Raw genomic sequence first — 26,340 nt, forward strand, 5'->3', positions numbered from 1 at the left:
GTGTCCGCCCGCAGCGGTTGGCGCGTCAACACGGGCACCCTGGTAGGTGACCGATTCCGCGCCGTTCCGAGGACGGACACCCCCCGACACGGCCCCGACCCACCACCCCACACAAGGCGCTACACGCACCCCCACCCCACCTGCACAGGCCGCCGCAGGCATCCGCACCCCCACCCCACCCGCACAGGCCGCCGCAGGTATCCCCGGCCCAACCGCCGGAGGCCCCCGCACCCGCACGAACCACAACGAGAGGCTGACCCGACGTGCACGACGATCTCATCGCCCGGGCCAAGGCATGGCTGACCGAGGACCCCGACGCGGAAACCCGCGACGAACTCGCCAAGCTCATCGAAGCCCAGGACGTCCAAGAGCTCAGCGCACGCTTCAGCGGCACCCTCCAGTTCGGCACCGCAGGCCTCCGCGGCGAACTGGGCGCCGGCCCGATGCGCATGAACCGCTCCGTGGTCATCCGAGCAGCCGCCGGCCTCGCCGCGTACCTCAAGAAGAACGGCCACACCGACGGCCTCGTCGTCATCGGCTACGACGCCCGCCACAAGTCCACCGACTTCGCCCAGGACACCGCCGCCGTCATGACCGGCGCCGGACTCCGCGCGGCCATCCTCCCCCGCCCCCTCCCCACCCCCGTCCTCGCCTTCGCCATCAGGTACCTCGGCGCGGTGGCCGGCGTAGAGGTCACCGCCAGCCACAACCCACCCCGCGACAACGGCTACAAGGTCTACCTCGGCGACGGCTCCCAGATCGTCCCCCCGGCGGACGCCGAGATCGCAGCCGAAATCGACGCCATCCCCAGCCTCACCACCGTCCTCCGCCCCACCACCGGCTGGGAAACCCTCGACGACACCGTCCTCAACGCCTACCTCGCCCGCACGGACGCCGTCCTCGCCCCCGACTCCCCCCGCACCGCCCGCACGGTCTACACAGCGATGCACGGCGTCGGCAAGGACACCCTCCTCGCCGCCTTGGCCCGCGCCGGCTTCCCGGAACCCGCCCTCGTCCCCGAACAGGCCGAGCCCGACCCGGACTTCCCCACCGTCGCCTTCCCCAACCCGGAAGAGCCCGGCGCGATGGACCTCGCCTTCGCGAAGGCCCGCGAGACGAACCCGGACCTGATCATCGCGAACGACCCGGACGCGGACCGCTGCGCGGTAGCCGTAAAAGACGGCACGGACTGGCGCATGCTCCGGGGTGACGAGGTCGGCGCCCTCCTCGCCACCCACCTGGTGAACCGCGGAGCGCACGGCACCTTCGCCGAATCCATCGTCTCCTCCTCCCTCCTCGGCCGCATCGCCGAAAAGGCGAACCTCCCCTACGAGGAGACCCTCACCGGCTTCAAGTGGATCGCCCGCGTGGAAGGCCTCCGCTACGGCTACGAGGAAGCCCTCGGCTACTGCGTCGACCCGGACGGCGTACGGGACAAGGACGGCATCACAGCCGCGCTCCTGATCACGGAACTGGCCTCCGTCCTCAAGTCACAGAACCGCACCCTCCTGGACCTCCTGTACGACATCGCGGTGGAACACGGCCTGCACGCCACCGACCAGCTCTCGGTCCGCGTGGAGGACCTCTCCCTCATCTCAAGCGCGATGCGACGCCTGCGCGAGCACCCCCCGACCCACCTCGCGGGCCTCCCCATCACCCGCACCGAGGACCTCACACAAGGCACGGACAAGCTCCCGCCCACGGACGGCCTCCGCTACGCCCTCGACGGCGCCCGCGTCATCGTCCGCCCCAGCGGCACGGAACCGAAGCTGAAGTGCTACCTGGAAGTGGTCGTCCCCGTCGCCACACACGCCGACCTCCCCACGGCCCGCACAAAGGCGACGAACCTGCTGACGACGATCAAGCGAGACCTGTCGACAGCGGCCGGCATCTGAGTCCCGCGACAATCGAGCCGCACAAGTCGGTGCCCCTGCCTCAACCGCACGCAGGGGCACCCGAAGAGCGATTCTCAAAGGCCGGTTGACGCGGTGGCGTCCACACCCACCACGCCCCCGCCCGCTTCACCCCACCGCCACCAGAATCGCCAACAACACCGCCCCAGTCACCGCAGGCCCCGCGACCTCGTAAGCCCACCGCACACTCACCTCACCCTGGGACGTCTCCGCCGGCCCTCGCGCCTCCAGCAGTTCCCGCAGCTCGTCCATGATCCTGTCGCCCTCGGCCCGCACAGGCCCGTCCGGCACCGGCGTCCGCCCCGCGAAGGCACCACCGCCCAGCCCACCGAACGCACCGCCGCCCCGCCCACCACCGGCGGCACCGCCCCTCGCGCTCCCGCCCTCGGCACCCCTGCGCGCCTCACGCCGAGCCGCCCTCTTGCGCGCCCGCAGCGAAACGGGAATGGCCCACAGCTGGTACTTCTTGCCGGACCTGGCCACCACCTCGTTCGCATAGCCGGAACGCAACGACTCGATCTCCCCCCACGGCAGCACGATGACCCGGAACGGATTGCGGATACGCAGCCGGTCGTCCCCCGCGAACACGGCGGGCCGCAGCGTGAAGGCCGCGACCAACGGCACCACGAAGATCAGCGTGGCCAGAGCCAGCCAAGGCGTCCGCCCCTCCCCCGTGACGATCGCGTCGACACCGAGCCACCCGGCGATGCCGAGCAGGAGGACACCACCGGCGATGCCCCCGGACGACCGGTAAATCCGGTCCCTGGAAGGCGGTACCGGGGGCTGCGGCGACGGTGACTGATGATCCGGGGTCGTCATGGCCCCGATTCTGCCCGAAGCCCCCGCCCACACTCGGACGCGGTACCACCCAAGCCCATACGCGATGCCGCCCCACAGGATGAGCACCGATATGTCCGCCGGGGGTGTACAGCCGCTACGCGCGTAGATATGCTCGTCTGGTGACCATGCCCACGACTGCACCCACCGCAGCTCACACCCTCGCGGACGTCACCACGTCCGACAGCACACTGCGCCGCTTCCTCCACGGGCTGCCCGGCGTCGACGCGGTCGGCCTGGAGGCACGCGCCGCCTCGCTCGGCACCCGTTCCATCAAGACGACCGCGAAGGCGTACGCCATCGACCTCGCCATCTCGATGGTCGACCTGACGACGCTGGAAGGCGCGGACACCCCGGGCAAGGTCCGGGCGCTCGGCGCGAAGGCGGTCCGCCCCGACCCGACCGACCGTACGACCCCCGCGACCGCGGCCGTCTGTGTCTACCCCGACATGGTGTCCGCCGCCAAGGAGGCCGTCGCCGGCTCCACCGTGAAGATCGCCTCGGTCGCCACGGCCTTCCCGGCGGGCCGTGCCCCGCTCGCGGTCAAGCTGGCCGACGTCCGCGAGGCGGTGGCGGCGGGCGCCGACGAGATCGACATGGTCATCGACCGAGGAGCGTTCCTCGCGGGCCGGTACATGAAGGTGTACGACGAGATCGTCGCCGTGAAGGAGACCTGCGGGACCTCCGCCCGCCTGAAGGTCATCTTCGAGACGGGCGAACTGTCGACGTACGACAACATCCGCCGCGCCAGCTGGCTCGGCATGCTCGCCGGGGCGGACTTCATCAAGACGTCCACCGGCAAGGTCGCCGTCAACGCCACCCCCGCGAACACCCTCCTCATGCTGGAGGCCGTACGCGACTTCCGCGCCCAGACCGGGGTACAGGTCGGCGTGAAGCCGGCCGGCGGCATCCGCACCAGCAAGGACGCGATCAAGTTCCTGGTCCTGGTCAACGAGACCGTCGGCGGGGACTGGCTGGACAACCACTGGTTCCGCTTCGGCGCCTCCTCGCTCCTCAACGACCTGCTGATGCAGCGCCAGAAGCTGGCCACCGGCCGCTACTCCGGCCCCGACTACGTGACGGTGGACTGATCACCATGGCATCCGTATTCGAATACGCGCCCGCACCCGAGTCCCGCGCGATCGTCGACATCGCCCCGTCCTACGGCCTGTTCATCGACGGCGAGTTCACGGAGGCGGCCGACGGCAAGGTCTTCAAGACCGTCTCCCCCTCCACCGAAGAGGTTCTCTCCGAGGTCGCCCAGGCCGACGAGGCGGACATCGACCGCGCGGTCAAGGCCGCCCGCAAGGCCTTCGAGAAGTGGTCGGCGCTCCCGGGCTCGGAGCGCGCGAAGTACCTCTTCCGCATCGCCCGGATCATCCAGGAACGCAGCCGCGAACTGGCCGTCCTGGAAACCCTCGACAACGGCAAGCCCATCAAGGAGACGAGGGACGCCGACCTCCCCCTGGTCGCCGCCCACTTCTTCTACTACGCGGGCTGGGCCGACAAGCTCGACCACGCGGGCTTCGGCGCGAACCCCAGGCCCCTCGGTGTCGCAGGCCAGGTCATCCCCTGGAACTTCCCCCTCCTGATGCTGGCGTGGAAGATCGCCCCGGCCCTGGCGACCGGCAACACGGTCGTCCTGAAGCCGGCGGAGACCACACCCCTGTCGGCGTTGTTCTTCGCGGACATCTGCCGCCAGGCAGGCCTGCCGAAGGGCGTCGTGAACATCGTGACGGGTGACGGCCGTACGGGAGCCGCGCTCATCGCGCACCCCGACGTCGACAAGGTCGCCTTCACCGGCTCCACGGCCGTGGGCAAGGAGATCGCCCGCACGGTCGCCGGCAGCCGCAAGAAGCTCACCCTGGAACTCGGCGGCAAGGGCGCCAACATCGTCTTCGACGACGCCCCGATCGACCAGGCCGTCGAGGGCATCGTGAACGGCATCTTCTTCAACCAGGGCCAGGTCTGCTGCGCGGGCTCCCGCCTCCTGGTCCAGGAGTCGATCCAGGACGAACTCCTGGACTCCCTCAAGCGCCGCCTCTCCACCCTCCGCCTGGGCGACCCCCTGGACAAGAACACGGACATCGGCGCGATCAACTCCGCCGAGCAGCTGGCCCGGATCACGGCACTCACCGAGCAGGGCGAGGCGGAGGGCGCCGAGCGCTGGTCCCCGGCCTGCGAACTGCCCTCCTCCGGCTACTGGTTCGCCCCGACGCTGTTCACGAACGTCACCCAGGCGCACACCATCGCCCGTGACGAGATCTTCGGCCCGGTGCTGTCCGTCCTCTCCTTCCGCACCCCGGACGAGGCGGTCGCCAAGGCCAACAACACCCCGTACGGCCTGTCGGCGGGCATCTGGACGGAGAAGGGCTCCCGCATCCTGGCGGTGGCGAACAAGCTCCGCGCGGGCGTGATCTGGTCCAACACGTTCAACAAGTTCGACCCGACCTCGCCGTTCGGCGGTTACAAGGAGTCGGGCTTCGGCCGCGAGGGCGGCCGCCACGGCCTGGAGGCGTACCTCGATGTCTGAGAAGTCCGAACAGCGGCTCAGTGTCTTCAAGACCTACAAGCTGTACGTCGGCGGGAAGTTCCCGCGTTCCGAGAGCGGCCGGGTGTACGAGGTGACCGACTCCAAGGGCAAGTGGCTGGCCAACGCACCGCTCTCCTCCCGCAAGGACGCCCGGGACGCGGTGGTCGCGGCCCGCAAGGCGTTCGGGGCGTGGTCCGGCGCGACGGCATACAACCGCGGCCAGATCCTCTACCGCGTCGCGGAGATGCTGGAGGGCCGCAGGGAGCAGTTCGTCCGTGAGGTCGCCGACGCCGAGGGCCTGTCGAAGTCCAAGGCCGCCGTGCAGGTCGACGCGACCATCGACCGCTGGGTCTGGTACGCGGGCTGGACCGACAAGATCGCCCAAGTGGTCGGTGGTGGCAACCCGGTGGCGGGCCCGTTCTTCAACCTCTCCACTCCGGAGCCGACGGGCGTCGTGGCGATCGTCGCCCCTCAGGAGTCGTCCTTCCTGGGCCTGGTCTCCGTCGTCGCCCCGGTGATCGCGACGGGCAACACGGCGGTCGTGGTGGCCTCCGAGCAGTCCCCGCTCCCGGCTCTCTCCCTCGGCGAGGTACTGGCCACCTCGGACGTCCCCGGCGGCGTGGTCAACGTCCTCTCCGGCCGTACGGCGGAGATCGCGACGCCCCTCGCGGCCCACCAGGACGTCAACGCCATCGACCTGGCCGGTGCCGACGACGTACTGGCGAAGGAACTGGAGATCGCGGCGGCGGACAACCTCAAGCGCGTCCTGCGTCCACAGCCTGTGGATTACGCGCAGACGCCGGGCATCGAGCGCATGACGGCGTTCCTGGAGACGAAGACGGTCTGGCACCCGACGGGTTCACTGGGCGCGTCCGGCTCCTCGTACTGAGCGCCGACCCAGGCGTGCCGGGACAGCACACCCAGACCGGAGAGCCGCGCCTTCCCCCCGTCCGGGGAAGGCGCGGCTCTCCGCCGCTGTCGCCCTCAGCTCTGCGGCAGCCGCGTCACCGGGCCGACCACCGGGGTCCTGCCGACCGACGGCGCCTGCGCGACCGGCCCGGTCAGCCTCTTCAAGGACACCGGTTTGAAGTCGCCCACTTCCGCGTCGACGGTGTTGTCGAGCGGGTCGGCGCCCGAGCCCGCGAGCGGGTTGAGCTGCGCCTCCGAGACCGGGCCCGTGACGTGGCCGACCAGGCTGGTTGCCGACTCGGGGCGGGCCTGCGGGTGGAGTTCGCCTCGCGAGGCGGGGCGGTCGTGCCCCGCGCCGGCGCTTGTCCCGGCGTCCGCGGAGGCCGCTGCCGCGCCTGCCCCCAGGGCCATTCCGGCGGTCGCCAGGACGACCAGCGCACGCTGGGCGGTCGGGGTGCGGAGGGACGCGTGTCGGGCCATCGCTGCCACCTTTTCATGCAGAGAGTAATCGGGTCAGCACGAACAGTAGTCGAGGTGTGACGCGCGCTTCAAAGCCGAACCGCGGGGTCGTTCGGGCCCGGTCGATGCCTCACACTGGTGTCCCGTGAGCTCCCATCCACCCATACCGACGCGAGTCGTGCTGCTCTGCGGCCCTTCCGGCTCCGGCAAGTCCCTCCTCGCGGCCCGCTCCGGCCTTCCGGTGCTGCGGCTCGACGACTTCTACAAGGAGGGCGACGACCCGACGCTGCCGCTGGTGGCCGGGAGTTCGGACATCGACTGGGACCACCCCGACTCGTGGGACGCGGACACGGCGGTCACCGCGATCGTGGACCTGTGCCGCACCGGCCGTGCGAAGGTTCCCGTCTACGACATCTCGCTGAGCGCCCGTACCGGCGAGGAGTCGGTGGAGGTGGGGCGTACCCCGCTGTTCATCGCGGAGGGCGTCTTCGCCGCCGAGATCGTCTCGCGCTGCCGGGAGCTGGGCTTGCTGGCCGACGCCCTGTGTCTGAGCCGCGGCCCGGTCAGGACCTTCCGCCGCCGCTTCCTCCGCGATCTGAAGGAAGGCCGCAAGTCCGTCCCGTTCCTGTTGCGCCGCGGCTGGCGCCTGATGCGCGCCGAGCGCTCCATCGTGGCCCGCCAGACGGCGCTGGGGGCGTACGCCTGCGACCGGGACGAGGCGATGGGCCGCCTGGCGTCCGCTGCCGCGGGACGGTGGGCGACGGCGCGTACGGCGGCCTGACGGCCGTACGGACGCGGACCTGGCGGTCTGGCGGTCTGGCGGTCGTACGGACGCAAAAGCGGGACCGGACGGACCCCCCGGCCCTCCAGCCCCGCTCTCTTGCTGCTCCCCCGTGGTACTTCCCCCGTTGGCCCCCGTTGGTCCCCCGTGACCCCCGTTGGGTCCCCCCAGTTACCGCTCCCCCGTACTTCCCCCCCAGACCCTCAGGCGACGAGCTCCCCGAAGGCGTCTTCCTCGTCACGGCCGAAGCTGAGGACCTCGTCCTCGCGCAGCCGGCGGAGCGACCGCCAGATGCTGGACTTCACCGTGCCGACACTGATGTCGAGGATCTCCGCGATCTCCGGGTCCGTGCGGCCCTCGTAGTAGCGCAGGACCAGCATGGTGCGCTGGAGTTCCGGCAGCCGGGCCAGCGCCTGCCACAGGACCGCGCGCAGTTCGGTGCCGCGCATCGCGTCCGTGTCGGAGGGCGTCTCCGGCAGTTCCTCGGTCGGGTATTCGTTCAGCTTGCGGCGGCGCCACGCGCTGATGTGCAGGTTGGTCATGGTGCGGCGGAGGTATCCGCCGACCGCCGCCTTGTCACTGATCCGGTCCCACGCCTTGTACGTCGAGAACAGCGCGCTCTGCAGCAGGTCCTCGGCCTCGAAGCGGTCACCGGTGAGGTGGTAGGCGGTTGCGTACAGGGAGGCGCGGCGCTCCTGGACGTAGGCGGTGAACTCCGCCTCCGACCGCGATCGACGCTCCCCCGTGGCCTCCCCGTACGCGGCTCCCCCGTGAGCTTCCCCCGTGTGGACGTCAACCACCGTCATGTACGCGGTGTGCTGACGCCCGGTGCCGCGAGCGCACCCCCGCCCGCTCACGGCACCGGACTTCTCGGAACCCCGGTTCGCGTTCACGTCGTGCAGACGCGTGATCACTGCGCTGGTGCTGTTGCCGTGCAGCGTGTTCATCTCGCGCCCCCCGTCGTGGACTTACCGGTTTTCGGTTTGTTGCCTCTTGCTTCCTTGCCTGTGCCGAAAAGCTTGCCCGGGCCACTTCATGGCCGTGTCCGTCGACTGTCACAGACCTGTCACAGGGGTCCTCTCCGGACGTTGCTCGCAGGCTCGGCACAGCCCCCACACAGACAAGAGCGCTAGCGGCCCGCAGAAATACAGATACCGGCCGGTAGAAGACAGGTGTCGAAACCCCGGCCCCCCATGGGCCAGAATGAGCCCGTGCCTTCCCTGTTGCTGATCGAGGACGACGACGCCATCCGGACGGCCCTGGAGCTCTCTCTGACGCGCCAGGGTCACCGGGTGGCCACCGCTGCCAGCGGTGAGGACGGTCTGAAGCTGCTGCGCGAGCAGCGGCCGGATCTGATCGTGCTGGACGTGATGCTGCCCGGCATCGACGGGTTCGAGGTGTGCCGGCGCATCCGGCGCACGGACCAGCTGCCGATCATTCTGCTGACCGCGCGGAGCGACGACATCGACGTCGTGGTCGGACTGGAGTCCGGCGCCGACGACTACGTCGTCAAGCCCGTCCAGGGGCGGGTGCTCGACGCCCGGATCCGGGCCGTGCTGCGGCGTGGCGAGCGGGAGGCGAACGACGCGGCCACGTTCGGCAGCCTCGTGATCGACCGCGCGGCCATGACGGTGACCAAGAACGGCGAGGATCTCCAGCTCACGCCGACCGAGCTCAGGCTGCTGCTGGAGCTGAGCCGGCGGCCGGGGCAGGCGCTGTCGCGGCAGCAGTTGCTGCGGCTGGTGTGGGAGCACGACTACCTCGGCGACTCGCGGCTGGTGGACGCCTGTGTGCAGCGGCTGCGCGCCAAGGTCGAGGACGTGCCGTCGTCCCCGACGCTGATCCGTACCGTGCGTGGCGTGGGCTATCGGCTGGACACTCCTCAGTGACCGAAGCTCAAGGGGGTTTCCGCGGCTGGGCCGCGGCTCGCAAGGGAAGCTGGTCACGGCTGCGTTTCACCAGCCTGCGCCTGCGCCTGGTCGTCGTCTTCGGGCTGGTGGCGCTGACCGCCGCCGTGTCCGCGTCCGGGATCGCCTACTGGCTCAACCGCGAGGCCGTGCTCACCCGCACCCAGGACGCCTTGCTGCGCGACTTCGAGCAGGAGATGCAGAACCGCGCGGGCGCGCTGCCGGAGAGCCCGTCGCAGGACGAGCTGCAGCACACCGCCGGCCAGATGGCCAACAGCAGCCAGCGCTTCAGCGTGCTGCTCGTCGCCGAGGACGCGAGCGGCAAGACGGTGTACGGCAACTCCGGTGCCCTGAACGGTTTTTCGCTGCAGGACGTGCCGGCGTCGCTGCGCGAGGCGGTGAACAAGGAGCAGACGGTCAACTCGACCAACAAGTACGCGTACCACCTGTACTGGCAGCGGGTGGTCAAGAACGGCACTCCGTACCTGGTGGCCGGCACGAAGGTGATCGGCGGCGGGCCGACCGGCTACATACTCAAGTCGCTGGAGCCGGAGGCGAAGGACCTCAACTCGCTGGCCTGGTCGCTCGGCATCGCCACCGGCCTCGCGCTGATCGGCTCCGCGCTGCTCGCGCAGGCCGCCGCCACGACCGTACTGAAGCCGGTGCACCGGCTGGGTGTCGCCGCCCGCCGACTCGGCGAGGGCAAGCTGGACACCCGGCTGCGGGTGTCCGGCACCGACGAACTCGCCGACCTCTCCCGGACGTTCAACAACGCGGCCGAGGCGCTGGAGAAGCGGGTCGCCGACATGGCCGCGCGGGACGAGGCGTCCCGGCGCTTCGTGGCCGACATGAGCCATGAGCTGCGTACGCCGCTCACCGCCATCACCGCCGTCACGGAGGTGCTGGAGGAGGAGCTGGAGGCGGAGTCCGGGTCCATGGACCCGATGATCGAGCCCGCCGTACGGCTCGTCGTCAGCGAGACCCGACGGCTCAACGACCTCGTCGAGAACCTCATGGAGGTCACCCGCTTCGACGCGGGCACCGCCCGGCTGGTCCTGGACGACGTCGACGTCGCCGACCAGATCACCGCGTGCATCGACGCGCGGGCCTGGCTGGACGCGGTGGAGCTGGACACCGAGCGCGGCATCCACGCCCGCCTCGACCCGCGCCGCCTGGACGTGATCATGGCGAACCTGATCGGCAACGCCCTCAAGCACGGCGGCTCGCCGGTGCGGGTCTCCGTACGGGAGGCGGACGAGGAGGTCGTGATCGGGGTACGGGACCACGGGCCCGGCATCCCCGAGGACGTCCTGCCGCACGTCTTCGACCGGTTCTACAAGGCCAGCGCCTCCCGGCCGCGCTCCGAGGGCAGCGGCCTGGGCCTGTCCATCGCCCTGGAGAACGCGCACATCCACGGCGGCGGGATAACCGCCGCCAACTCCCCCGAGGGCGGCGCGGTGTTCACACTGCGGCTTCCTCGGGACGCCTCGGCACTGATGGAGGAGACCGAGGAAGGCGACAAGGGCAAGGGGGACGCCTGATGAACGTACGACGCCTGCTCGCGCTCCCTGTGCTCGCCGGGCTCCTCACCGGATGCGGCATCCGGGCCACGGAGGTGCCGACCGACTTCGGTCCCGCGCCCTCCCGGGTGCGCTGCTCCCTGACCGAGCCGGACGTCGCGGCGCAGGCCTCGCGCGGGCTGCCGGTGCAGGTGTTCCTGCTGTGCGGCTCGTCGCTGGTGGCCGTCGACCGGACCGTGCGCGTCCCGGACGGTACGGCGGACTCCCAGCGGCGGGTGCTGGTGGCGCAGGGCCTGCTCGACGAGCTCGCCGCGACGCCGTCGCCCGCGGAGAAGGAGGCCGGGTACACCACCGACGTACGCGGCGGAATGACGGTGAGCGGGCCGCGATCCCGGGACCCCGAGGACGCACTCCGTCTGAGTACCGCGCCCGGCGACCTCACCTCCTACGCCCTCGCCCAGCTGGTCTGCACGTTCTCCGACTCGGCGGCCGCCGAGGGCGACGGCTCGGTGATCCTCGGCGGGCCGGACGGCGGGCCGCCGCGCCGCTACGAGTGCACGGACGAGGTCCGCTCCCGGCCGGGCAGCACGGAGCCGCCGTCCGGCGAGGTCGCGGGCGCCTGACGCACGAGGACGCACGAGCCGGAAAAGGAGCGTGTGGCGCAAGCCTCATGCCGTGCTCCTGGGCATCCCGGAACCGACCGTGCCGGAGGCCGCGTCTAGGGGATCGTGCAGCGTCAAGGCTCCATCGGCGGCAGCGCCGCGATCCGCATCCGTGTGACGGGGGGTGTCCTCCTCGCCGCACACCTGGCGTTCGTCGCCTGGTTCACGCTGCGTCCGCTGGACGTCCCCTGGGTGATGCCGCCCAACCTGCATCCGCTCGACGGCATCCGGTCCGATCTCGCGCTGGGCTGGCAGGAAGGCGTCCGGCGCATCGTCGAAGGACTCGGGCTGCTCGCCCCGCTGGGCGTCCTGCTCCCCATGGTCCACGGCAGGCTCGCGGTCTCCCCGCTCGCCTCGCTCCTGCGGACGACCGCCGCCGGTGCCCTGATCTCGCTGGGCATAGAGCTGCTCCAGACGGCGGTGCCGGGACAGGTCGTCGACATCGACTCACTCCTGCTGAACACGGCGGGCGTGGGCCTGGCGCACGCCGTGTTCGTACCGGCCGCCCGTGCCTGGCTCCGCCGCGGGAAGGAGCGCACCCGGCTCGGCTCCGTCCGTCACGAGGAAGCGGCTCAGGGTAGGACCCCGACGATTCCCAGGGTCGGGATCGCCCCATAGAGCGACGCTACGTCCGTTTCGGTTCCGTAGTGTTGTAGGCAGATGGGCAGCCAACCGGCCCACACAAGACACGCGAAAACAAGGAGCCGATATGTCCCGCCTCGCCCGCCCCACCAACGGTCGCATGATCGGCGGAGTGTGTGCCGCGCTGGCGCAGCGCTTCGGCACCTCCGCGACGACCATGCGCGTGATCTTCCTGGTCTCCTGTCTGCTGCCGGGACCGCAGTTCCTGCTGTACATCGCGCTGTGGATCCTGTTCCCCTCGGAGGGGAAGGCGGCCCGCACGGCCTGGTGACCGCCCGTACAGCCGTACGCCGGTGGGGCGCACCCTGTGTCCGAGGGGTGCGCCCCACCGGCGCGTACGAGGCGGCGCGGATCAGCCGAGCGAAACGCCGTTCACGGGCAGGGCCTGCTTGGGCAGCCCCTTCACCGGCATACCGCCGAGGAGCCCGGACACCGGAGCGGTCGGACCGCCGGTCATCACCTTCTCGACGGTCGACTGCGTGGCGGCCTGACCCGCGGCGAGCGCCGGCTGCGCCTGGGACAGCGTCTGACCGGCACCGGGCAGCGCCTTGCCGAGGTTCCCCGCAGGCAGCGTCTTGCCGACGTTCTTCGTCGGCAGCGCCTTGCCGACGTTCTTCGACGGGAGCGTCTTGCCGACGTTCTCCGTCGGGAGCGTCTTGGTGATGCCGTCCAGCGCCTGGGTGGCGTCCGGCACGGCCGGCGCGGCGTTCGCGGCACCCGCACCGGCGGCGGCGAAGGCGGCACCGAGGGCGGCGACACCGAGGGTCTTGGCAGCAGACTGCTTCATGAAATGCGTCCTCGAAATGAGTTACGGGGATATGAGCGGTCCACGACCGTAAACATGCCCAGCCACCTGCCGCAAACATCGAAATGCGGACGGATTGTGAACGCCCGCCCGCATTCCGCGACCCCGCCTTCCCCCGATCAGCCCTCCGTGCGCACAGACCTGCTGGTGGAAGCGGTCTGCTGGAACAGCCATGCGGACTTCAGCTCGGCATATCCGGGCTTGATGACGTCATTGATCATGGCGAGCCGTTCATCGAAAGGAATGAATGCGGATTTCATCGCATTGACGGAGAACCACTGCATGTCGTCGAGCGTATAACCGAATGCCTCGACAAGGTGCTCGAATTCCCGGCTCATGCTGGTGCCGGACATGAGCCTGTTGTCCGTGTTCACGGTCGCGCGGAAGTGCAGTCGGCGCAGGAGCCCGATCGGGTGCTCGGCGTACGAATCGGCGGCTCCCGTCTGGAGATTGGAGCTGGGGCACATCTCCAGCGGGATCCGCTTGTCCCGTACGTACGAGGCCAGCCGTCCGAGCTTCACCGAGCCGTCCTCGTGGACCTGGATGTCGTCGATGATGCGGACGCCGTGGCCGAGCCGGTCGGCGCCGCACCACTGCAGGGCCTGCCAGATGGACGGCAGTCCGAAGGCCTCACCGGCATGGATGGTGAAGTGGTTGTTCTCGCGCTTGAGGTACTCGAAGGCGTCGAGGTGCCGGGTGGGCGGGTAGCCCGCCTCCGCGCCCGCGATGTCGAAGCCGACGACCCCCAGATCCCGGTAGCGGTTGGCGAGTTCGGCGATCTCCAGGGCGCGGGCCGCGTGCCGCATGGCGGTGAGCAGGGCGCCCACGCGGATGCGGTGGCCGTTCTCCTTGGCCCGCCGCTCCCCTTCCAGGAAGCCCTCGTTGACGGCCTCGACGACCTCTTCGAGGGTGAGGCCGCCATTGAGGTGCTGCTCGGGGGCGTACCGCACCTCGGCGTACACGACCCCGTCCTCGGCGAGATCCTCGGCGCACTCGGCGGCGACCCGGACGAGGGCGTCACGGGTCTGCATGACGCCGACGGTGTGCGAGAAGGTCTCCAAGTACCGTTCCAGGGAACCGGAGTCGGCGGCTTCGCGGAACCAGACGCCGAGCTTGTCGGGGTCGGTCTCGGGCAGGTGGGCGTACCCGGTCTCCCGGGCGAGGTCGACGATCGTGCCGGGACGCAGCCCGCCGTCGAGGTGGTCGTGCAGCAGAACCTTGGGCGCCCGGCGGATCTGATCCGAGCTCGGGGTGTTTCCCATCGGGGCAGTCTGGCTCGTCATTTCCGCACCTTACCTCCTACGCGCGTAGATCGCGCGCTGTACGAATCCGTCGATACGTAACGGTGACCGCACCGACTGGTGGCGTACACCGTCTCTTCTGACACTGTTCTGTCATGGCACAGCAAGCGACGCCGGTTCGCACGGCCCGGCTGGGGCGGGCGCTCGGTCCGGAGCCGACGGCGGTGAGCGGGGTGGTTCTGCTGCTCCCCGGCGGCGACGAGGTCTCCCACCGCAGACCGTCCCCCATGCTGGCGACGGCGTCCGTACGGGCGCTGGGCCGCCGCCTCGCCCGCGCGGGCCGCGAGGAGGGTCTCGCCGCACATGTCGTCCACTACCGCTATCGCGGCTGGAACGGCAGCGAGGCCCATCTGGCCCAGGACACGTCCTGGGCCGTCGAGGAGGTCGTACGGCGCTACGGCGACGTCCCCGTCTGCCTCGCCGGCGTCGACATGGGCGGCCGCGCGGCGCTGCACGCGGGCGGGCACGAGGCCGTCAACTCCGTGGTCGCGATGGCCCCTTGGCTGCCCGAGGAGGACGTTGCCGCACCGCCCGAACCGGTGAAGCAGCTGGTGGGGCGGCGGGTGCTGGTCGTGCACGGCACGAATGACGAGCGTACGGATCCGGAGTTGTCGTTCCGGCTGGCGGCTCGGGCGAAGAAGGCGAACCGGGAGGTGTGCCGGTTCGAGGTGCACTCCGATGGGCACGGGTTGCATCAGCATCGGGATGAGGTGCATGCGTTGGCTGAGGACTTTGTGATGGGGACGTTGTTCGGGCGGGCGCTTTCTCGGCCTGTTCGGGATGCGTTGGCGGCTCCGCCTCCTTTGGGGTTGCGGATGCCGTTGGCTGCTGGGTTCGGTCGGTCGTTGAGGCGGTAGGTTCGGGGGGCTTCGGGTTGTCGGCGGAGTGCGGGTTGTGTGTGGTTGCTCGCGCCCACGCGGCGGAGCCGCATATTCAACACAGCCCCGCGCCCCTTAGGGCAGCAAGTTGCCCCTTCTTGAAAGCAGGAACTTCTTGAAGGCTGCCACCGGCGGGGTGTCCGGGTGGCCGTCCAGCCAGGCCACGCCGATCTCTCTCGCCGCTCTCGGGGCTGTGACCGTCAGTTCCACCACCCCCGGGCGTGGTACTGCCGGTGGGGGTAGGAGAGCCACCCCCAGGCCTGCCGCCACCAAGCCCCTCAGGGTTTCCGCCTCCTCTCCCTCGAAGGCGACCCGGGGACGGAAGCCGGCCTCCTGGCAGAGGTCGTCCGTGATGCGGCGGAGTCCGTAGCCGGGTTCCAGGGTGACGAAGGTTTCGTCGGCGGCCTCGGCGAGGCGGATGCGTCTGCGGGCGGCGAGGCGGTGGTCGGCCGGGACGACGAGGCGGAGCTTCTGTTCGTCGAGGCGGCGGGCCACGAGGTCGGGGGCGTCGGGGACGGGGGAGGTCAGGCAGAGGTCCAGTTCGCCCGCTCGCAGGCGCTCGATCATCGCCTCGCCGTAGTTCTGGACGAGGCTGAAGCGGACGCGCGGGTGGTCGGCGCGGAAGGCCTGGATGAGGCCCGGCACGGTTTCGGCGCCCATGGTGTGCAGGAAACCGAAGGCGACCTTGCCGGCGGTGGGGTCGGCGTCGGCGCGGACCTCTTCGGCGGCGCGCTCGATCTCGGCGAGGGCGCGTTCGACGGAAGCGAGGAAGGTGCGGCCGGCGGGGGTCAGGGAGACCGTACGGCCGCGGCGGGCGAACAGGTCGACACCCAGGTCCTGTTCGAGCCGGACCATGGCGCGGGAGAGGGTGGACTGCGGGACCTGCATCTCCTGGGCGGCGCGCGTGACGTGCTCGGTGCGGGCCACGCCGGCGAAGTAGGCGAGGCGGGGGGCGAGCAGCCTCGACATGTCCGCCGTGTCCACCGTCTCCGCCATGTCTTGTGTGTCACTGGACGGTGACAGGTGAGCCTGTGACCTGTGTTGATGCGCCATGGGAACGATTATGGCGTTTCCATGCATTGGACGGATCAGTGGGGGCGTACGTAGCTTCGAAGCATGTCTCCCGCCAGTACCGGGGCGTCCACCATCGTGGGCGCCGCAACCCCTGCCCCTGTCGTCGACTCCCGCATGGCCCCGGGCGGCCCCGGCTACCGCCGGATGAGCTTCGCCCTCTTCCTCGCCGGTGTCGCGACCTTCGCCCTCCTGTACTCCACGCAGGCGCTCCTGCCGCTGATCTCGGGCGAGTTCGGGGTGGCGGCGAGCGAGGCGAGCTGGACGGTGGCGGCCGCGACCGGCGGGCTGGCGCTGTTCGTCCTGCCGATGAGCGCCCTGTCGGAACGCTTCGGCCGCCGTACGGTGATGACGGCCTCGCTGGCGGTCGCGGTGACCGTGGGTCTCCTGGTCCCCTTCGCCCCCTCACTGACCGCGCTGGTCTTGCTGCGGGCCGTTCAGGGTGCGGCGCTGGCCGGTCTGCCCGCGTCGGCGACGGCGTATCTGGCGGAGGAAGTCCGGCCGAAGGCGCTGGTGACGGCGATCGGGCTGTTCGTCGCGGGCAACAGTGTCGGCGGGATGAGCGGTCGCGTCATCACCGGGTGGGTCGCGCAGGAGTGGGGCTGGCGGGTCGCCGTCGGTGTGATCGGCGCGATCGCGGTGGCGTGCGCGGTGGCGTTCCGGGCGTTGTTGCCGGCGCCGAAGCACTTCGTGGCGGGGTCGCTGCGGCCGCGTGTTCTGGCCCGTACGGTCCGTGACCACCTGTCCGACCCGCTGTTGCGCCGGTTGTATGCGATCGGGGCGCTGTTCATGACGGTGTTCGGCGGCGTGTACACGGTCATCGGGTACCGGCTGACGGAGGCTCCCTTCGGGCTGCCGCAGGGTGTCGTCGGCTCGATCTTCCTGGTCTACCTGGTCGGTACGGTGTCGGCGTCGACGGCGGGACGGTTGGTCGGCCGGCTGGGTCGGCGGGGTGCGCTGTACGCGGCGGGCGGTACGACGGCTGCGGGGCTGGTGCTGTCGTTGGCCGGGTCGCTGCCGTTGGTGCTGCTGGGGCTGGTCCTGATCACCGGGGGTTTCTTCGCGGGGCACGCGGTCGCGTCGTCGGCGGTCAGCAAGACGGCGACGCGGGGGCGGGCGCAGGCGTCGGCGCTGTATCAGTCGGCGTACTACGTCGGCTCCAGTGCGGGGAGCACGGTGGGGGCGGTGGCGTTCCATGCGGGCGGTTGGGCCGGGACTGTGGGGGTTGGTCTGCTGGCGGTGCTGGGCGTGGTGACGATCACGGTGTTCGGGACACGGGCGGCAAGAGTCCAACGTCACTCGCTGAAGTTGTCAAACTCCGTTCAGTGACGTTACTTTGGCTGTCCCACGTGGGAGTCGCCTGAAGGCACAGTTCCGACTACGTCGGTGGACCCGGTTGCATGGCAACGCCTGACCACGTAGGTGCGGGGCGCAGTCAATCGCCCCTGCCGCCCAGCGGGCGGTTGGATGCAAGCGTGGCGTCACATCCAGTGGCGAGCGCTCTGCAAGCCGCATGGCGAACGCCGTCGGCAGTTGACTGGGCTGCGGTAGATGAAGGCCCCCGAAGACGCTCAGTCGGCGACAGGAGGACTGCGCCGCTGAGCGCTCTGCGGGTGGCCCACAGTCCCTTGACCTGCCCCCTTTCCAAGCCCGAGAGCCATTGTCAGTCCTGTGCGGTAGCTTCCGAAGTGCTGGGCGCAAAGAGGCGCGCGGACAGGGAAGGCCACAGGGGTGGGTGGACGATGACCAACAGCACGGCGACGACGACAGACCTCGACGTCAGGCTCGAGAAACACCGAACAGAACTGACCGGCTACTGCTACCGCATGCTCGGCTCCTCCTTCGAGGCCGAGGACGCGGTCCAGGACACAATGGTCCGAGCCTGGCGCAGCTACGACAAGTTCGAGGGCCGCTCCAGCCTCCGCTCGTGGCTCTACCGCATCGCGACGAACGTCTGCCTGGACATGCTGACGGCCGGCAACAAGCGCGCCCGGCCCATGGACCTCACCGAGTCCACCCCCCTCGCCCAGGCCGCCCTCTCCCCCCGCCCGGACAACACCTGGCTGGAACCCATGCCCGACGCACGCGTGCTCCCCACGACCGACGACCCGGCAGAGGCAGCCGTCGCCAAGGAATCCGTACGGCTCGCCTTCATGGCCGCCCTGCAGCAGCTCCCGCCCAAGCAGCGTGCCGTACTGATCCTGCGCGAGGTGCTGGCCTGGAAGGCGAGCGAGGTCGCCGAGCTGCTCGGCACCTCGGTCCCCTCGGTCAACAGCGCGTTGCAGCGGGCCCGGGCGACGCTCGCCGAGCGGGACGGGCAGGGCGCCGACGCGGCCGTCTCCGACCCGCTGGACGAGAAGCAGCAAAAGCTCCTGGAGCGCTATGTGGCGGCGTTCGAGGGCTATGACATGACGGCGCTGACGACCCTGCTGCACGAGGACGCCGTCATGACGATGCCGCCGTTCGACCTGTGGCTGACCGGCCACCAGGACATCACGGGCTTCATGACGACGCTCGGCGCCCCCTGCGCCGGCTCGCGTCTGCTGCCCGTCCAGGTCAACGGCCTGCCGGGGTTCGCCCAGTACAAGCCGGACCCGGAGAAGGGCGGCTTCAGCCCTTGGGCGGTGCAGGTGCTGGAGATATCAGAGGGCCGGATCACCGGGTTCCACTGCTTCCTCGACACCCAGCGCTGGTTCCCGCTGTTCGGGCTGCCCCTCCACCTCGAAGCGGAGTCCGACCAGGTCGAGGAGGGCGCGTAGGGCGGGGTCGGGGTCGCGCAGCCGGATCCTGCCCCCGGCCCGCCGGGCGGTGAGCTCCAGCCGTGCCAGCAGGTCGACGGCGCCCAGCCCCGGCGGCCCGAGTCCTCCGACATCGCACACCACGACGCTGGGCCCTCGGGCCCCCGTGGCTTCCAGCAGCGCCCGCAGATCGTCGCACAGCCCGGTCACCTCGTCCCTGGTGACGGGGCCGGTCAGCACGAGTACAGCGGGTGTCATGGCGTCCACGATCTGTAGACCGCGCGGGCAGGCGTAACTCATCGGAACTCCTCGGAGCCGATCAAGATCACATTGACCTGCGCCCCGCCTTCCCCGGAGGGTTGGGTGTATGCCCCACAGATCAGCCTCTCCCTGCCCGGCCGACGGCCTCCTCACCTTCGGGGAGATTCCGTGCGGGGGGTGCTGACGGGCTTCGCGGTGATCGCCGTCGTCATCGGCGTCGGCTATGTGATCGGCCGGCGCGGCCATCTCGGCGAGCACGGCCGCGAGGTGCTGACCAGGCTCGCCTTCCACGTCGCCTCGCCGGCCCTGCTGTTCACCACGCTGGCGGGGACCGATCTGTCGCTGATCTTCTCCAGCCGCCTGCTGGTGACCGCGCTGAGCACGGCAGCGGCGGCGGGGGTCTTCGTCGCGGTGGGTGTCGTACGGGGCTGGGGCCTGGGCCGGACGACCATCGGCGCGCTGTGCTCCAGCTACGTCAACTCCGGCAATCTCGGCATCCCGATCGCCGTGTACGTGCTGGGCGACGCCTCGCTGGTGGCGCCGGTGCTGCTCTTCCAGCTCCTCGTCCTCACGCCCGTCGCCCTGACGATCCTGGACCTGGCGGGCAAGGGGGAGGGCGAAAAGGGTCCTGTGTGGCAGCGCCTGCTCACGCCCCTGCGCAACCCGATAGCGGCGGGCTCACTGGCCGGGGTCGCGGTGTCGGCGACGGGCGTTCACATCCCCTCCCCCGTCCTGGACCCGCTGACCCTGATCGGCAACATGTCCGTCCCGGCGGTCCTGCTCGCCTTCGGCATCTCCCTGTGCGGCAGCGCGATGCCCGGCCGGGGTGCCGACCGGCACCCGGTCGTGCTGTCGGTCGCCCTGAAGTCGGTGGTCCAGCCGGCGGTGGCCTGGGCGCTGGCGGTGGGGGTGTTCGGGCTGCGCGGGGCGCCCTTGCTCGACGTGGTGGTGACCTCGGCTCTGCCTGCCGCCCAGAACATCTTCACGTACGCGAGCCGCTATCGCGTGGGTGAGGGGTTGGCCCGGGACTCGATACTGCTGTCGACGGTGCTGTCGGTGCCGGTACTGGTGGCGGTGGCCGCGCTGCTCGGCTGACGCGGGCCAAGGGCGGCCGGCCCAGGGAAAAGGGCCGGGGCTTCCGACGAAGCCCCGGCCCCTCTCCCCGTACGTCAGTCAATACGGCACGTCATCCGACGCCGCATGTCATTGGATACCGAACGTCAGGCGATACGCTCCAGCACCACCGGCGACGCCGTGAAGTCTGTCCCCGGCGCCGCGATGTCGTACGAGCCCTCCACGGCCTCCAGCGCGTACGCGAAGCGCTCCGGCGTGTCCGTGTGGAGCGTCAGCAGGGGCTGGCCCTCCGTCACCGTGTCGCCGGGCTTGGCGTGCATCTCCACGCCCGCGCCCGCCTGCACCGGGTCCTCCTTGCGGGCGCGGCCGGCGCCCAGGCGCCAGGCGGCGATGCCGATGTCGTACGCGTCGAGGCGGGTCAGGACGCCCGAGGCGCCCGCCTTCACCACGTGCTGCTCGCGCGACGTCGGCAGCGGCGCGTCCGGGTCGCCGCCCTGGGCCGCGATCATTCGGCGCCAGACGTCCATCGCCGAGCCGTCGGCCAGGGCCTTCGCCGGGTCGGCGTCCTTCACACCGGCCGCGTCGAGCATCTCGCGCGCCAGGGCCAGAGTCAGTTCCACCACATCAGAAGGTCCTCCGCCCGCCAGGACCTCCACCGACTCCCTGACCTCCAGCGCGTTGCCCGCCGTCAGGCCCAGCGGCGTCGACATGTCCGTCAGGAGCGCCACCGTCCTCACTCCGTGGTCCGTGCCCAGGCCGACCATCGTCGACGCCAGTTCGCGGGCGTCCTCCAGCGTCTTCATGAAGGCGCCCGTGCCCACCTTCACGTCCAGGACCAGCGAGCCGGTGCCCTCCGCGATCTTCTTCGACATGATCGAGGACGCGATCAGGGGGATCGCCTCGACCGTGCCCGTCACGTCGCGAAGTGCGTAGAGCTTCTTGTCCGCCGGGGCCAGGCCGTCGCCCGCCGCGCAGATCACCGCGCCGGTGCCGTCCAGGACCGACAGCATCTCCTCGTTCGAGAGCAGCGCGCGCCAGCCGGGGATCGACTCCAGCTTGTCCAGCGTGCCGCCGGTGTGGCCCAGGCCCCGGCCCGAGAGCTGCGGGACCGCCGCGCCGCAGGCCGCCACCAGCGGGGCCAGCGGGAGGGTGATCTTGTCGCCGACGCCGCCCGTCGAGTGCTTGTCCGCGGTCGGGCGGGACAGCGTCGAGAAGTCCATGCGCTCGCCGGAGGCGATCATCGCGGCCGTCCAGCGGGCGATCTCGCGGCGGTTCATGCCGTTGAGCAGGATCGCCATGGCGAGCGCGGACATCTGCTCGTCGGCGACCTCCCCGCGGGTGTACGCGTCGATGACCCAGTCGATCTGCTCGTCGCTGAGCTCACCGCGATCCCGCTTGGTGCGGATGACGGAGATGGCGTCCATGGCCATGGCTTGGCCTTCCTTCCGAAAAAGCATTCAGAAACCGCACGGCCCCCCGAGCTACTGGCGCCAGCAACTCGGAGGGGCCGCACGGGAGTTACTTGGTGAGATGCCCCGGCCCGAAGGCCTGCGGCAGCATCTGGGACAGCGGCAGGATGCCCGCCGGGGTCTCCAGGAGCATGCCCGCGCCGCCGAACTCGTACAGCAGCTGCCGGCAGCGGCCGCACGGGACGAGGACCTCGCCCCGGCCGTCCACGCAGACGAAGTGCGTCAGCCGGCCGCCGCCGGTGAGCTGCAGCTGCGAGACCAGCCCGCACTCGGCGCACAGGCCGATGCCGTAGGAGGCGTTCTCCACATTGCAGCCCGTCACCGTGCGGCCGTCGTCGACCAGGGCGGCGGCGCCGACCGGGTAGCCCGAGTACGGGGCGTACGCCCGGGACATGGCGTCCCGGGCCGCCGTACGCAGCGCCTCCCAGTCGACGTCGGTCACTTGCCCTGCCCCTTCCGGTACGGCATGCCGTTCGCCCTCGGCATCCGCAGGCGCTGGGCCGACAGGGCGAGGACGACGAGGGTGATGACGTACGGCGTGGCGGAGACGACCTGGTTCGGGACCTCGTCGGTGCCGGCGTACCAGGCGAAGACCAGGGCGCCGACGACCACGGTGATCGCGGCCTGGACGTACTTCTTCCGGATCGCCAGCCAGATCGCGCCGATGATCAGCAGCAGCGCCCCGAGCAGCAGCAGCGCGTGGACGTTCGCGGAGCCGCCGCGCAGGTTGAGGCTGTCGGTGTAGCCGAACAGGCCGGCGCCGATGGCGAGTCCGCCCGGCATCCAGTTGCCGAAGATCATCGCGGCGAGACCGATGAAGCCGCGACCGCTGACCTGGCCCTCCAGGTAGAACGGGTTGGCCACGATGGACAGGAAGACGCCGCCGAGGCCGGCCAGGCCGCCGGAGATCATCACGGCCAGGTACTTGTACTTGTAGACGTTGACGCCGAGGGACTCGGCGGCGACGGGGTTCTCACCGCAGGAGCGCAGACGCAGGCCGAAGGCGGTGCGCCACAGGATCCACCAGCTCGCGGGGATCAGCGCGACGGCGATGAGAGTCAGCCAGGAGACATTGGTGACCAGGCCGCCGAGCAGGCCCGCGATGTCCGAGATGAAGAACCAGCCGTGCGCGTTGAGGTCCCTCAGCCCGTCGGACAGGCCCGGCACCGTGAAGTTGCCGAGCGATTCCACCGGCGGGGACTGCTTGGCCGAGCCGCCCTGGTGACCCTCGAAGGCGAGGGGGGCGAGGTAGCGGGTGGCGCCGAGGGCGAGGATGTTGATGGCCACACCGGAGACGATGTGGTTGACGTTGAAGGTGATGGTGACGACGGCGTGCACGAGGCCGCCGATCGCGCCGCCGAGGATGCCGACCAGGACACCGGTCCACGGGCCCCACTGGAATCCGGCCCAGGCGCCGAACCAGGTGCCGAGGATCATCATGCCCTCGAGGCCGATGTTGATGACGCCCGCGCGCTCGGCCCACAGGCCGCCGAGACCGGCGAGGCCGATCGGGACGGCGAGCTGGAGCGCGGTGGACATCTGGCTGACGTTGGTGATGCCGTCGGCGCCGGTGATGATGCGCACGATCGAGGTCAGCGCCAGGGCTCCGGCGATGACCAGCAGCAGGACGGGCAGCGACAGGCGGCGGCCGGTCGGCGCCGCGGGCTGCAGCGTGGGCTGGTTGACGTCGGTCGCGGTGGTCATCGGCCAGCCACCTCCTTCTGGGAGTTGTTGCCGTCGGTGGAGTCGGAGGAGCCGAGGACGTGACCGGCGGCCAGCTCCGCGCCGACCCGGCGCTGCTGGCGGCGCAGGCCCCACTCGCGGACGGCCTCGTAGGAGACGACGACCGAGAGGACGATCAGGCCCTGCATGATGACCGCGATCTCCTTGTCGTAGCCGTGGAAGTCCAGCTCGGGCGAGGCCTTGTCGAGCCAGGCCCACAGCAGGGCGGCGAAGGCGATGCCTACGGGGCTGTTGCGGCCGAGCAGGGCGATGCCGATGCCGAGGAAGCCGATGCCGGTGGGGAAGTTCAGGTTGTAGGTGTGGGCGTCGCCGAGCAGGATCGGCAGGCCCGCGAGACCGGCGATGGCGCCGGAGAGCAGCATGGCGGTGAGCACCATGCGCTTGGGGTCGACGCCGCTGGCCGCGGCGGCGGACTCCGAGGCACCGGAGGCGCGCAGGTCGAAGCCGAAGCGGGTGCGGTTGAGGACGACCCAGTAGCCGATGCCGAGCAGCACGGCGAGGATGACCAGGCCGTAGATCTCGCCGGCCGCGCCCATGTCGATGCCGGGGATCCAGCCCGACTTGTGCATCTCGCCGGTGGTGTTGTTGTTGCCGACCTTGACGCCGAAGACGCTCGGCAGCCACAGGTAGGCGATGACGGAGGTGGCGATCGCGTTGAGCATGATCGTCGCGACGACCTCGCTGACCCCGCGGGTGACCTTGAGGACACCGGCGATGCCGGACCAGAAGGCGCCGGTGCACACGGCGGTCAGGAGCAGCAGCGGGACCTGGAGGGCGGCCGGCAGGTTGGCGTGGGCGCCGACGATCGCGGCCATCATGGCGGCGAGCTGGTACTGGCCGTCGACGCCGATGTTGAACAGGTTCATCCGGAAGCCGACGGCCACCGCGAGCGCGGCGATGTAGTACATCGAGGCCTGGTTGATGATCAGGACCTGGATGTCGGAGAACGAGGCCTGCTCGAACATCAGCGTGTACGGCTCGACCGGGTTCTTGCCCGAGGCGATCAGTACGACCGAGCTCAGGGCGAAGGCCACGGCGAGCGCGATGACCGGGCCGGCCACCGCGAGGAGCACGCGCTCCCTGTCGAACTTCTTCATCAGCGGGCCTCGTCTTCCGGAGCCTCGGGAGACTTGCGGATCTCGGGGGTCTCTTCGTGTTCCAGGTGACCGGTCGCGGCACCGGTCATGGCGGAGCCGAGCTCCTCCGGGGTGATGGTGGCCGGGTCGGCGTCGGCGACCAGCCTGCCGTTGTAGATCACACGGAGGGTGTCGGACAGGCCGATCAGCTCGTCGAGGTCGGCGGAGATCAGCAGCACGGCCAGGCCCTCGCGGCGGGCCTCGCGGATGTGGTCCCAGATCGCGGCCTGCGCGCCGACGTCCACACCGCGGGTGGGGTGGGCGGCGATGAGGAAGCGCGGCTTGTGGCTCATCTCGCGGCCGACGATCAGCTTCTGCTGGTTGCCGCCGGAGAGGGAAGCGGCGGTGACGTCGATGCCGGGGGTGCGGACGTCGTACGCCTCGACGATCCGGCGGGTGTCGTCCTGGGCGGCCTTCGGGTCGAGCCAGACGCCCTTGGCGTTGGGCTTCTCGGTGACGTGGCCGAGGATGCGGTTCTCCCAGAGGGGGGCTTCCAGGAGCAGGCCGTGGCGGTGGCGGTCCTCGGGGATGTAGCCGATGCCCTCCTCGCGACGCCTGCGGGTGGGCCAGGCGGTGATCTCCTCGTCGATCAGCGTGATCGTGCCGGAGTCGGCGTGCTTGAGGCCGATGAGCGCGTCGACCAGCTCGGTCTGGCCGTTGCCCTCGACGCCGGCGATGCCGAGGACCTCGCCCGCGTGGATGGTGAAGCTGATGTCGTCGAGGAGGGCCTTGCCGCCCACCGCCTCAAGGCGCAGCTTGTCCACGGTGATGACGGGGCGGTCGGTGACCGTGGACCCGGCGGTCTCGGGTGTGGGCAGTTCGCTGCCGACCATCATCTCGGCGAGCTGACGCGAGGTGGTCTCGGCGGGCACGGCCGTGCCGACGGTCGTGCCGCGGCGGATGACGGTGATCTCGTCGGCGACGGAGAGGACCTCGCCGAGCTTGTGGGAGATGAAGATGACCGACAGGCCCTCGGCCCTGAGCTCCCGCAGGTTCTGGAAGAGCGCGTCCACCTCCTGCGGCACCAGGACGGCCGTCGGCTCGTCCAGGATCAGCGTGCGGGCGCCGCGGTAGAGGACCTTGAGGATCTCCACGCGCTGGCGGGCGGCGACACCGAGCTCCTCGACCAGGACGTCGGGGCGGACCTCGAGGCCGTAGCGCTCGGAGATCTCCTTGATCTTGCGGCGGGCGCGGGCGCCGATGCCGTACAGCTTCTCGCTGCCCAGGACCACGTTCTCGAGCACCGTCAGGTTGTCGGCGAGCATGAAGTGCTGGTGCACCATGCCGATGCCGCGGGCGATGGCGTCGGCCGGCGAGGAGAAGGAGACCTGTTCGCCGTCGATCGCGATGGTGCCCTCGTCCGGCTTCTGCATGCCGTAGAGGATCTTCATCAGCGTCGACTTGCCGGCACCGTTCTCGCCGACGAGGGCGTGGACGGTGCCCTTGCGGACGGTGAGGTGGATGTCGTGGTTGGCCACGACGCCCGGGAAACGCTTGGTGATCCCGGCGAGTTCGACGGCGGTCGTCTGACCGTTGACCGCCGCTCCGGCCGGAGGGCTGCTGGACGCGTTGATGGCGCACTCTCCTGGGGACGGGGGTCGCCTACGCGCGTAGCGCCCCTACGGCATCGAAAGGGGCCCGACGCCCGTGACAACGGGGTACGGGGAGACAGCCTCCCCGTACCCCGTTGAGCGGACGTAA

26 protein-coding genes are annotated in these 26,340 nt (G+C 70.3%); 14 read left to right on the forward strand and 12 right to left on the reverse strand.

Going from position 1 to position 26,340, the window contains the following annotated elements; all coding sequences use genetic code 11:
* Positions 1-263 precede the first annotated feature (263 nt).
* Positions 264-1,895 (forward strand): phospho-sugar mutase, encoded by a 1,632-nt coding sequence (locus ABT063_RS16625; RefSeq protein WP_351058071.1) that lies wholly within the window; start codon positions 264-266, stop codon positions 1,893-1,895.
* A 126-nt stretch (positions 1,896-2,021) separates the two neighbouring features.
* Here ABT063_RS16625 and ABT063_RS16630 read toward each other — a convergent pair whose 3' ends face one another.
* Positions 2,022-2,732, reverse strand: coding sequence for a PH domain-containing protein (locus tag ABT063_RS16630; RefSeq protein ID WP_351058072.1), 711 nt, complete (start codon positions 2,730-2,732; stop codon positions 2,022-2,024).
* A gap of 146 nt (positions 2,733-2,878) precedes the next feature.
* Between ABT063_RS16630 and deoC the strand changes: the two genes are divergently transcribed.
* The 3 genes from deoC to ABT063_RS16645 are packed head-to-tail and all read left to right on the forward strand — an operon-like array spanning position 2,879 to position 6,172.
* Entirely contained in the window at positions 2,879-3,841 is a 963-nt protein-coding gene (gene deoC / locus ABT063_RS16635) for a deoxyribose-phosphate aldolase (RefSeq protein WP_351058229.1), read from the forward strand.
* Between the two features lie 5 nt (positions 3,842-3,846).
* The gene (locus tag ABT063_RS16640; protein WP_351058073.1) at positions 3,847-5,283 is read left to right on the forward strand and encodes an aldehyde dehydrogenase family protein; all 1,437 of its coding nucleotides are present in this window, start codon (positions 3,847-3,849) and stop codon (positions 5,281-5,283) included.
* Positions 5,276-6,172, forward strand: coding sequence for an aldehyde dehydrogenase family protein (locus ABT063_RS16645; protein WP_351058074.1), 897 nt, complete (start codon positions 5,276-5,278; stop codon positions 6,170-6,172). Before ABT063_RS16640 ends, ABT063_RS16645 begins: the two co-directional genes overlap by 8 nt.
* Before the next feature lie 95 nt (positions 6,173-6,267).
* On the opposite strand, the gene ABT063_RS16650 is transcribed toward ABT063_RS16645, so the two are convergent.
* Entirely contained in the window at positions 6,268-6,672 is a 405-nt protein-coding gene (locus ABT063_RS16650; RefSeq protein ID WP_351058075.1) for a hypothetical protein, read from the reverse strand.
* Between the two features lie 124 nt (positions 6,673-6,796).
* On the opposite strand from ABT063_RS16650, the gene ABT063_RS16655 reads away from it, so the two are divergent.
* Positions 6,797-7,432 carry a uridine kinase family protein gene (locus ABT063_RS16655; protein WP_351058076.1) on the forward strand — a complete coding sequence of 212 codons (636 nt, stop codon included), beginning with the start codon at positions 6,797-6,799 and terminating at the stop codon, positions 7,430-7,432.
* A gap of 203 nt (positions 7,433-7,635) precedes the next feature.
* Here the strand turns inward: ABT063_RS16655 and ABT063_RS16660 are convergent, their stop codons facing one another.
* Complete coding sequence (locus ABT063_RS16660) at positions 7,636-8,379, reverse strand: SigE family RNA polymerase sigma factor (protein WP_351058077.1); 744 nt, start codon at positions 8,377-8,379, stop codon at positions 7,636-7,638.
* A gap of 264 nt (positions 8,380-8,643) precedes the next feature.
* Between ABT063_RS16660 and afsQ1 the strand changes: the two genes are divergently transcribed.
* The 5 genes from afsQ1 (at position 8,644) to ABT063_RS16685 (ending at position 12,434) form a co-directional block, all read left to right on the forward strand.
* Positions 8,644-9,321 carry a two-component system response regulator AfsQ1 gene (gene afsQ1, locus ABT063_RS16665; protein ID WP_174864780.1) on the forward strand — a complete coding sequence of 226 codons (678 nt, stop codon included), beginning with the start codon at positions 8,644-8,646 and terminating at the stop codon, positions 9,319-9,321.
* Entirely contained in the window at positions 9,318-10,880 is a 1,563-nt protein-coding gene (locus ABT063_RS16670) for an ATP-binding protein (RefSeq protein ID WP_351058078.1), read from the forward strand. Before afsQ1 ends, ABT063_RS16670 begins: the two co-directional genes overlap by 4 nt.
* A complete protein-coding gene (locus tag ABT063_RS16675; protein ID WP_351058079.1) occupies positions 10,880-11,482 on the forward strand; it encodes a hypothetical protein in 603 nt (200 codons plus the stop codon). The genes ABT063_RS16670 and ABT063_RS16675 overlap by 1 nt, the downstream gene beginning before the upstream one ends.
* Before the next feature lie 105 nt (positions 11,483-11,587).
* The gene (locus ABT063_RS16680) at positions 11,588-12,139 is read left to right on the forward strand and encodes a VanZ family protein (protein WP_351058080.1); all 552 of its coding nucleotides are present in this window, start codon (positions 11,588-11,590) and stop codon (positions 12,137-12,139) included.
* Between the two features lie 91 nt (positions 12,140-12,230).
* A complete protein-coding gene (locus tag ABT063_RS16685) occupies positions 12,231-12,434 on the forward strand; it encodes a PspC domain-containing protein (RefSeq protein ID WP_351058081.1) in 204 nt (67 codons plus the stop codon).
* Between the two features lie 81 nt (positions 12,435-12,515).
* On the opposite strand, the gene ABT063_RS16690 is transcribed toward ABT063_RS16685, so the two are convergent.
* Positions 12,516-12,950 carry an ATP-binding protein gene (locus tag ABT063_RS16690; RefSeq protein ID WP_351058082.1) on the reverse strand — a complete coding sequence of 145 codons (435 nt, stop codon included), beginning with the start codon at positions 12,948-12,950 and terminating at the stop codon, positions 12,516-12,518.
* Positions 12,951-13,087: 137 nt separating this feature from the next.
* Complete coding sequence (locus ABT063_RS16695) at positions 13,088-14,251, reverse strand: adenosine deaminase (protein ID WP_351058083.1); 1,164 nt, start codon at positions 14,249-14,251, stop codon at positions 13,088-13,090.
* A 113-nt stretch (positions 14,252-14,364) separates the two neighbouring features.
* Between ABT063_RS16695 and ABT063_RS16700 the strand changes: the two genes are divergently transcribed.
* Entirely contained in the window at positions 14,365-15,126 is a 762-nt protein-coding gene (locus ABT063_RS16700) for a prolyl oligopeptidase family serine peptidase (RefSeq protein WP_351058084.1), read from the forward strand.
* A 96-nt stretch (positions 15,127-15,222) separates the two neighbouring features.
* Here the strand turns inward: ABT063_RS16700 and ABT063_RS16705 are convergent, their stop codons facing one another.
* Positions 15,223-16,200: a LysR family transcriptional regulator gene (locus tag ABT063_RS16705; protein WP_351058085.1), complete on the reverse strand. Its 978-nt coding sequence runs from the start codon at positions 16,198-16,200 to the stop codon at positions 15,223-15,225.
* Positions 16,201-16,263: 63 nt separating this feature from the next.
* Between ABT063_RS16705 and ABT063_RS16710 the strand changes: the two genes are divergently transcribed.
* Together ABT063_RS16710 and ABT063_RS16715 are read left to right on the forward strand one after the other, a co-directional pair.
* Positions 16,264-17,547 carry an MFS transporter gene (locus tag ABT063_RS16710; protein ID WP_351058086.1) on the forward strand — a complete coding sequence of 428 codons (1,284 nt, stop codon included), beginning with the start codon at positions 16,264-16,266 and terminating at the stop codon, positions 17,545-17,547.
* A gap of 413 nt (positions 17,548-17,960) precedes the next feature.
* Positions 17,961-18,977, forward strand: coding sequence for a sigma-70 family RNA polymerase sigma factor (locus ABT063_RS16715; RefSeq protein WP_351058087.1), 1,017 nt, complete (start codon positions 17,961-17,963; stop codon positions 18,975-18,977).
* Here the strand turns inward: ABT063_RS16715 and ABT063_RS16720 are convergent.
* Positions 18,861-19,256, reverse strand: coding sequence for an STAS domain-containing protein (locus ABT063_RS16720; protein WP_351058088.1), 396 nt, complete (start codon positions 19,254-19,256; stop codon positions 18,861-18,863). The genes ABT063_RS16715 and ABT063_RS16720 overlap by 117 nt on opposite strands.
* Before the next feature lie 129 nt (positions 19,257-19,385).
* Between ABT063_RS16720 and ABT063_RS16725 the strand changes: the two genes are divergently transcribed.
* Positions 19,386-20,312 (forward strand): AEC family transporter, encoded by a 927-nt coding sequence (locus tag ABT063_RS16725; RefSeq protein ID WP_351058089.1) that lies wholly within the window; start codon positions 19,386-19,388, stop codon positions 20,310-20,312.
* 125 nt (positions 20,313-20,437) lie between these two features.
* On the opposite strand, the gene ABT063_RS16730 is transcribed toward ABT063_RS16725, so the two are convergent.
* The 5 genes from ABT063_RS16730 to ABT063_RS16750 all read right to left on the reverse strand — a co-directional run bounded on the left by ABT063_RS16730 (position 20,438) and on the right by ABT063_RS16750 (position 26,213).
* Positions 20,438-21,715 (reverse strand): thymidine phosphorylase, encoded by a 1,278-nt coding sequence (locus ABT063_RS16730; RefSeq protein WP_351058230.1) that lies wholly within the window; start codon positions 21,713-21,715, stop codon positions 20,438-20,440.
* A gap of 94 nt (positions 21,716-21,809) precedes the next feature.
* Positions 21,810-22,202, reverse strand: a complete 393-nt coding sequence (locus ABT063_RS16735) for a cytidine deaminase (protein ID WP_351058090.1) — start codon at positions 22,200-22,202, stop codon at positions 21,810-21,812.
* Entirely contained in the window at positions 22,199-23,464 is a 1,266-nt protein-coding gene (locus ABT063_RS16740) for an ABC transporter permease (RefSeq protein WP_351058091.1), read from the reverse strand. Before ABT063_RS16740 ends, ABT063_RS16735 begins: the two co-directional genes overlap by 4 nt.
* Positions 23,461-24,600, reverse strand: a complete 1,140-nt coding sequence (locus tag ABT063_RS16745; protein WP_351058092.1) for an ABC transporter permease — start codon at positions 24,598-24,600, stop codon at positions 23,461-23,463. The genes ABT063_RS16740 and ABT063_RS16745 overlap by 4 nt, the downstream gene beginning before the upstream one ends.
* Complete coding sequence (locus ABT063_RS16750; RefSeq protein ID WP_351058231.1) at positions 24,600-26,213, reverse strand: ABC transporter ATP-binding protein; 1,614 nt, start codon at positions 26,211-26,213, stop codon at positions 24,600-24,602. The genes ABT063_RS16745 and ABT063_RS16750 overlap by 1 nt, the downstream gene beginning before the upstream one ends.
* Between the last annotated feature and the right edge of the window lie 127 nt (positions 26,214-26,340).

This window comes from Streptomyces sp. NPDC002838 (assembly GCF_040295365.1).
Lineage (GTDB): Bacteria > Actinomycetota > Actinomycetes > Streptomycetales > Streptomycetaceae > Streptomyces.

Bases quoted from the DNA above. Each gene is read 5' to 3' on its own strand.
- ABT063_RS16630 (WP_351058072.1), bottom strand. From the start codon at position 2,732: ATGACGACCCCGGATCATCAGTCACCGTCGCCGCAGCCCCCGGTACCG.
- deoC (WP_351058229.1), top strand. From the start codon at position 2,879: ATGCCCACGACTGCACCCACCGCAGCTCACACCCTCGCGGACGTCACC.
- ABT063_RS16640 (WP_351058073.1), top strand. From the start codon at position 3,847: ATGGCATCCGTATTCGAATACGCGCCCGCACCCGAGTCCCGCGCGATC.
- ABT063_RS16645 (WP_351058074.1), top strand. From the start codon at position 5,276: ATGTCTGAGAAGTCCGAACAGCGGCTCAGTGTCTTCAAGACCTACAAG.
- ABT063_RS16650 (WP_351058075.1), bottom strand. From the start codon at position 6,672: ATGGCCCGACACGCGTCCCTCCGCACCCCGACCGCCCAGCGTGCGCTG.
- ABT063_RS16660 (WP_351058077.1), bottom strand. From the start codon at position 8,379: ATGAACACGCTGCACGGCAACAGCACCAGCGCAGTGATCACGCGTCTG.
- ABT063_RS16675 (WP_351058079.1), top strand. From the start codon at position 10,880: ATGAACGTACGACGCCTGCTCGCGCTCCCTGTGCTCGCCGGGCTCCTC.
- ABT063_RS16685 (WP_351058081.1), top strand. From the start codon at position 12,231: ATGTCCCGCCTCGCCCGCCCCACCAACGGTCGCATGATCGGCGGAGTG.
- ABT063_RS16690 (WP_351058082.1), bottom strand. From the start codon at position 12,950: ATGAAGCAGTCTGCTGCCAAGACCCTCGGTGTCGCCGCCCTCGGTGCC.
- ABT063_RS16695 (WP_351058083.1), bottom strand. From the start codon at position 14,251: ATGACGAGCCAGACTGCCCCGATGGGAAACACCCCGAGCTCGGATCAG.
- ABT063_RS16700 (WP_351058084.1), top strand. From the start codon at position 14,365: ATGGCACAGCAAGCGACGCCGGTTCGCACGGCCCGGCTGGGGCGGGCG.
- ABT063_RS16705 (WP_351058085.1), bottom strand. From the start codon at position 16,200: ATGGCGCATCAACACAGGTCACAGGCTCACCTGTCACCGTCCAGTGAC.
- ABT063_RS16710 (WP_351058086.1), top strand. From the start codon at position 16,264: ATGTCTCCCGCCAGTACCGGGGCGTCCACCATCGTGGGCGCCGCAACC.
- ABT063_RS16715 (WP_351058087.1), top strand. From the start codon at position 17,961: ATGACCAACAGCACGGCGACGACGACAGACCTCGACGTCAGGCTCGAG.
- ABT063_RS16720 (WP_351058088.1), bottom strand. From the start codon at position 19,256: ATGAGTTACGCCTGCCCGCGCGGTCTACAGATCGTGGACGCCATGACA.
- ABT063_RS16730 (WP_351058230.1), bottom strand. From the start codon at position 21,715: ATGGACGCCATCTCCGTCATCCGCACCAAGCGGGATCGCGGTGAGCTC.
- ABT063_RS16740 (WP_351058091.1), bottom strand. From the start codon at position 23,464: ATGACCACCGCGACCGACGTCAACCAGCCCACGCTGCAGCCCGCGGCG.
- ABT063_RS16745 (WP_351058092.1), bottom strand. From the start codon at position 24,600: ATGAAGAAGTTCGACAGGGAGCGCGTGCTCCTCGCGGTGGCCGGCCCG.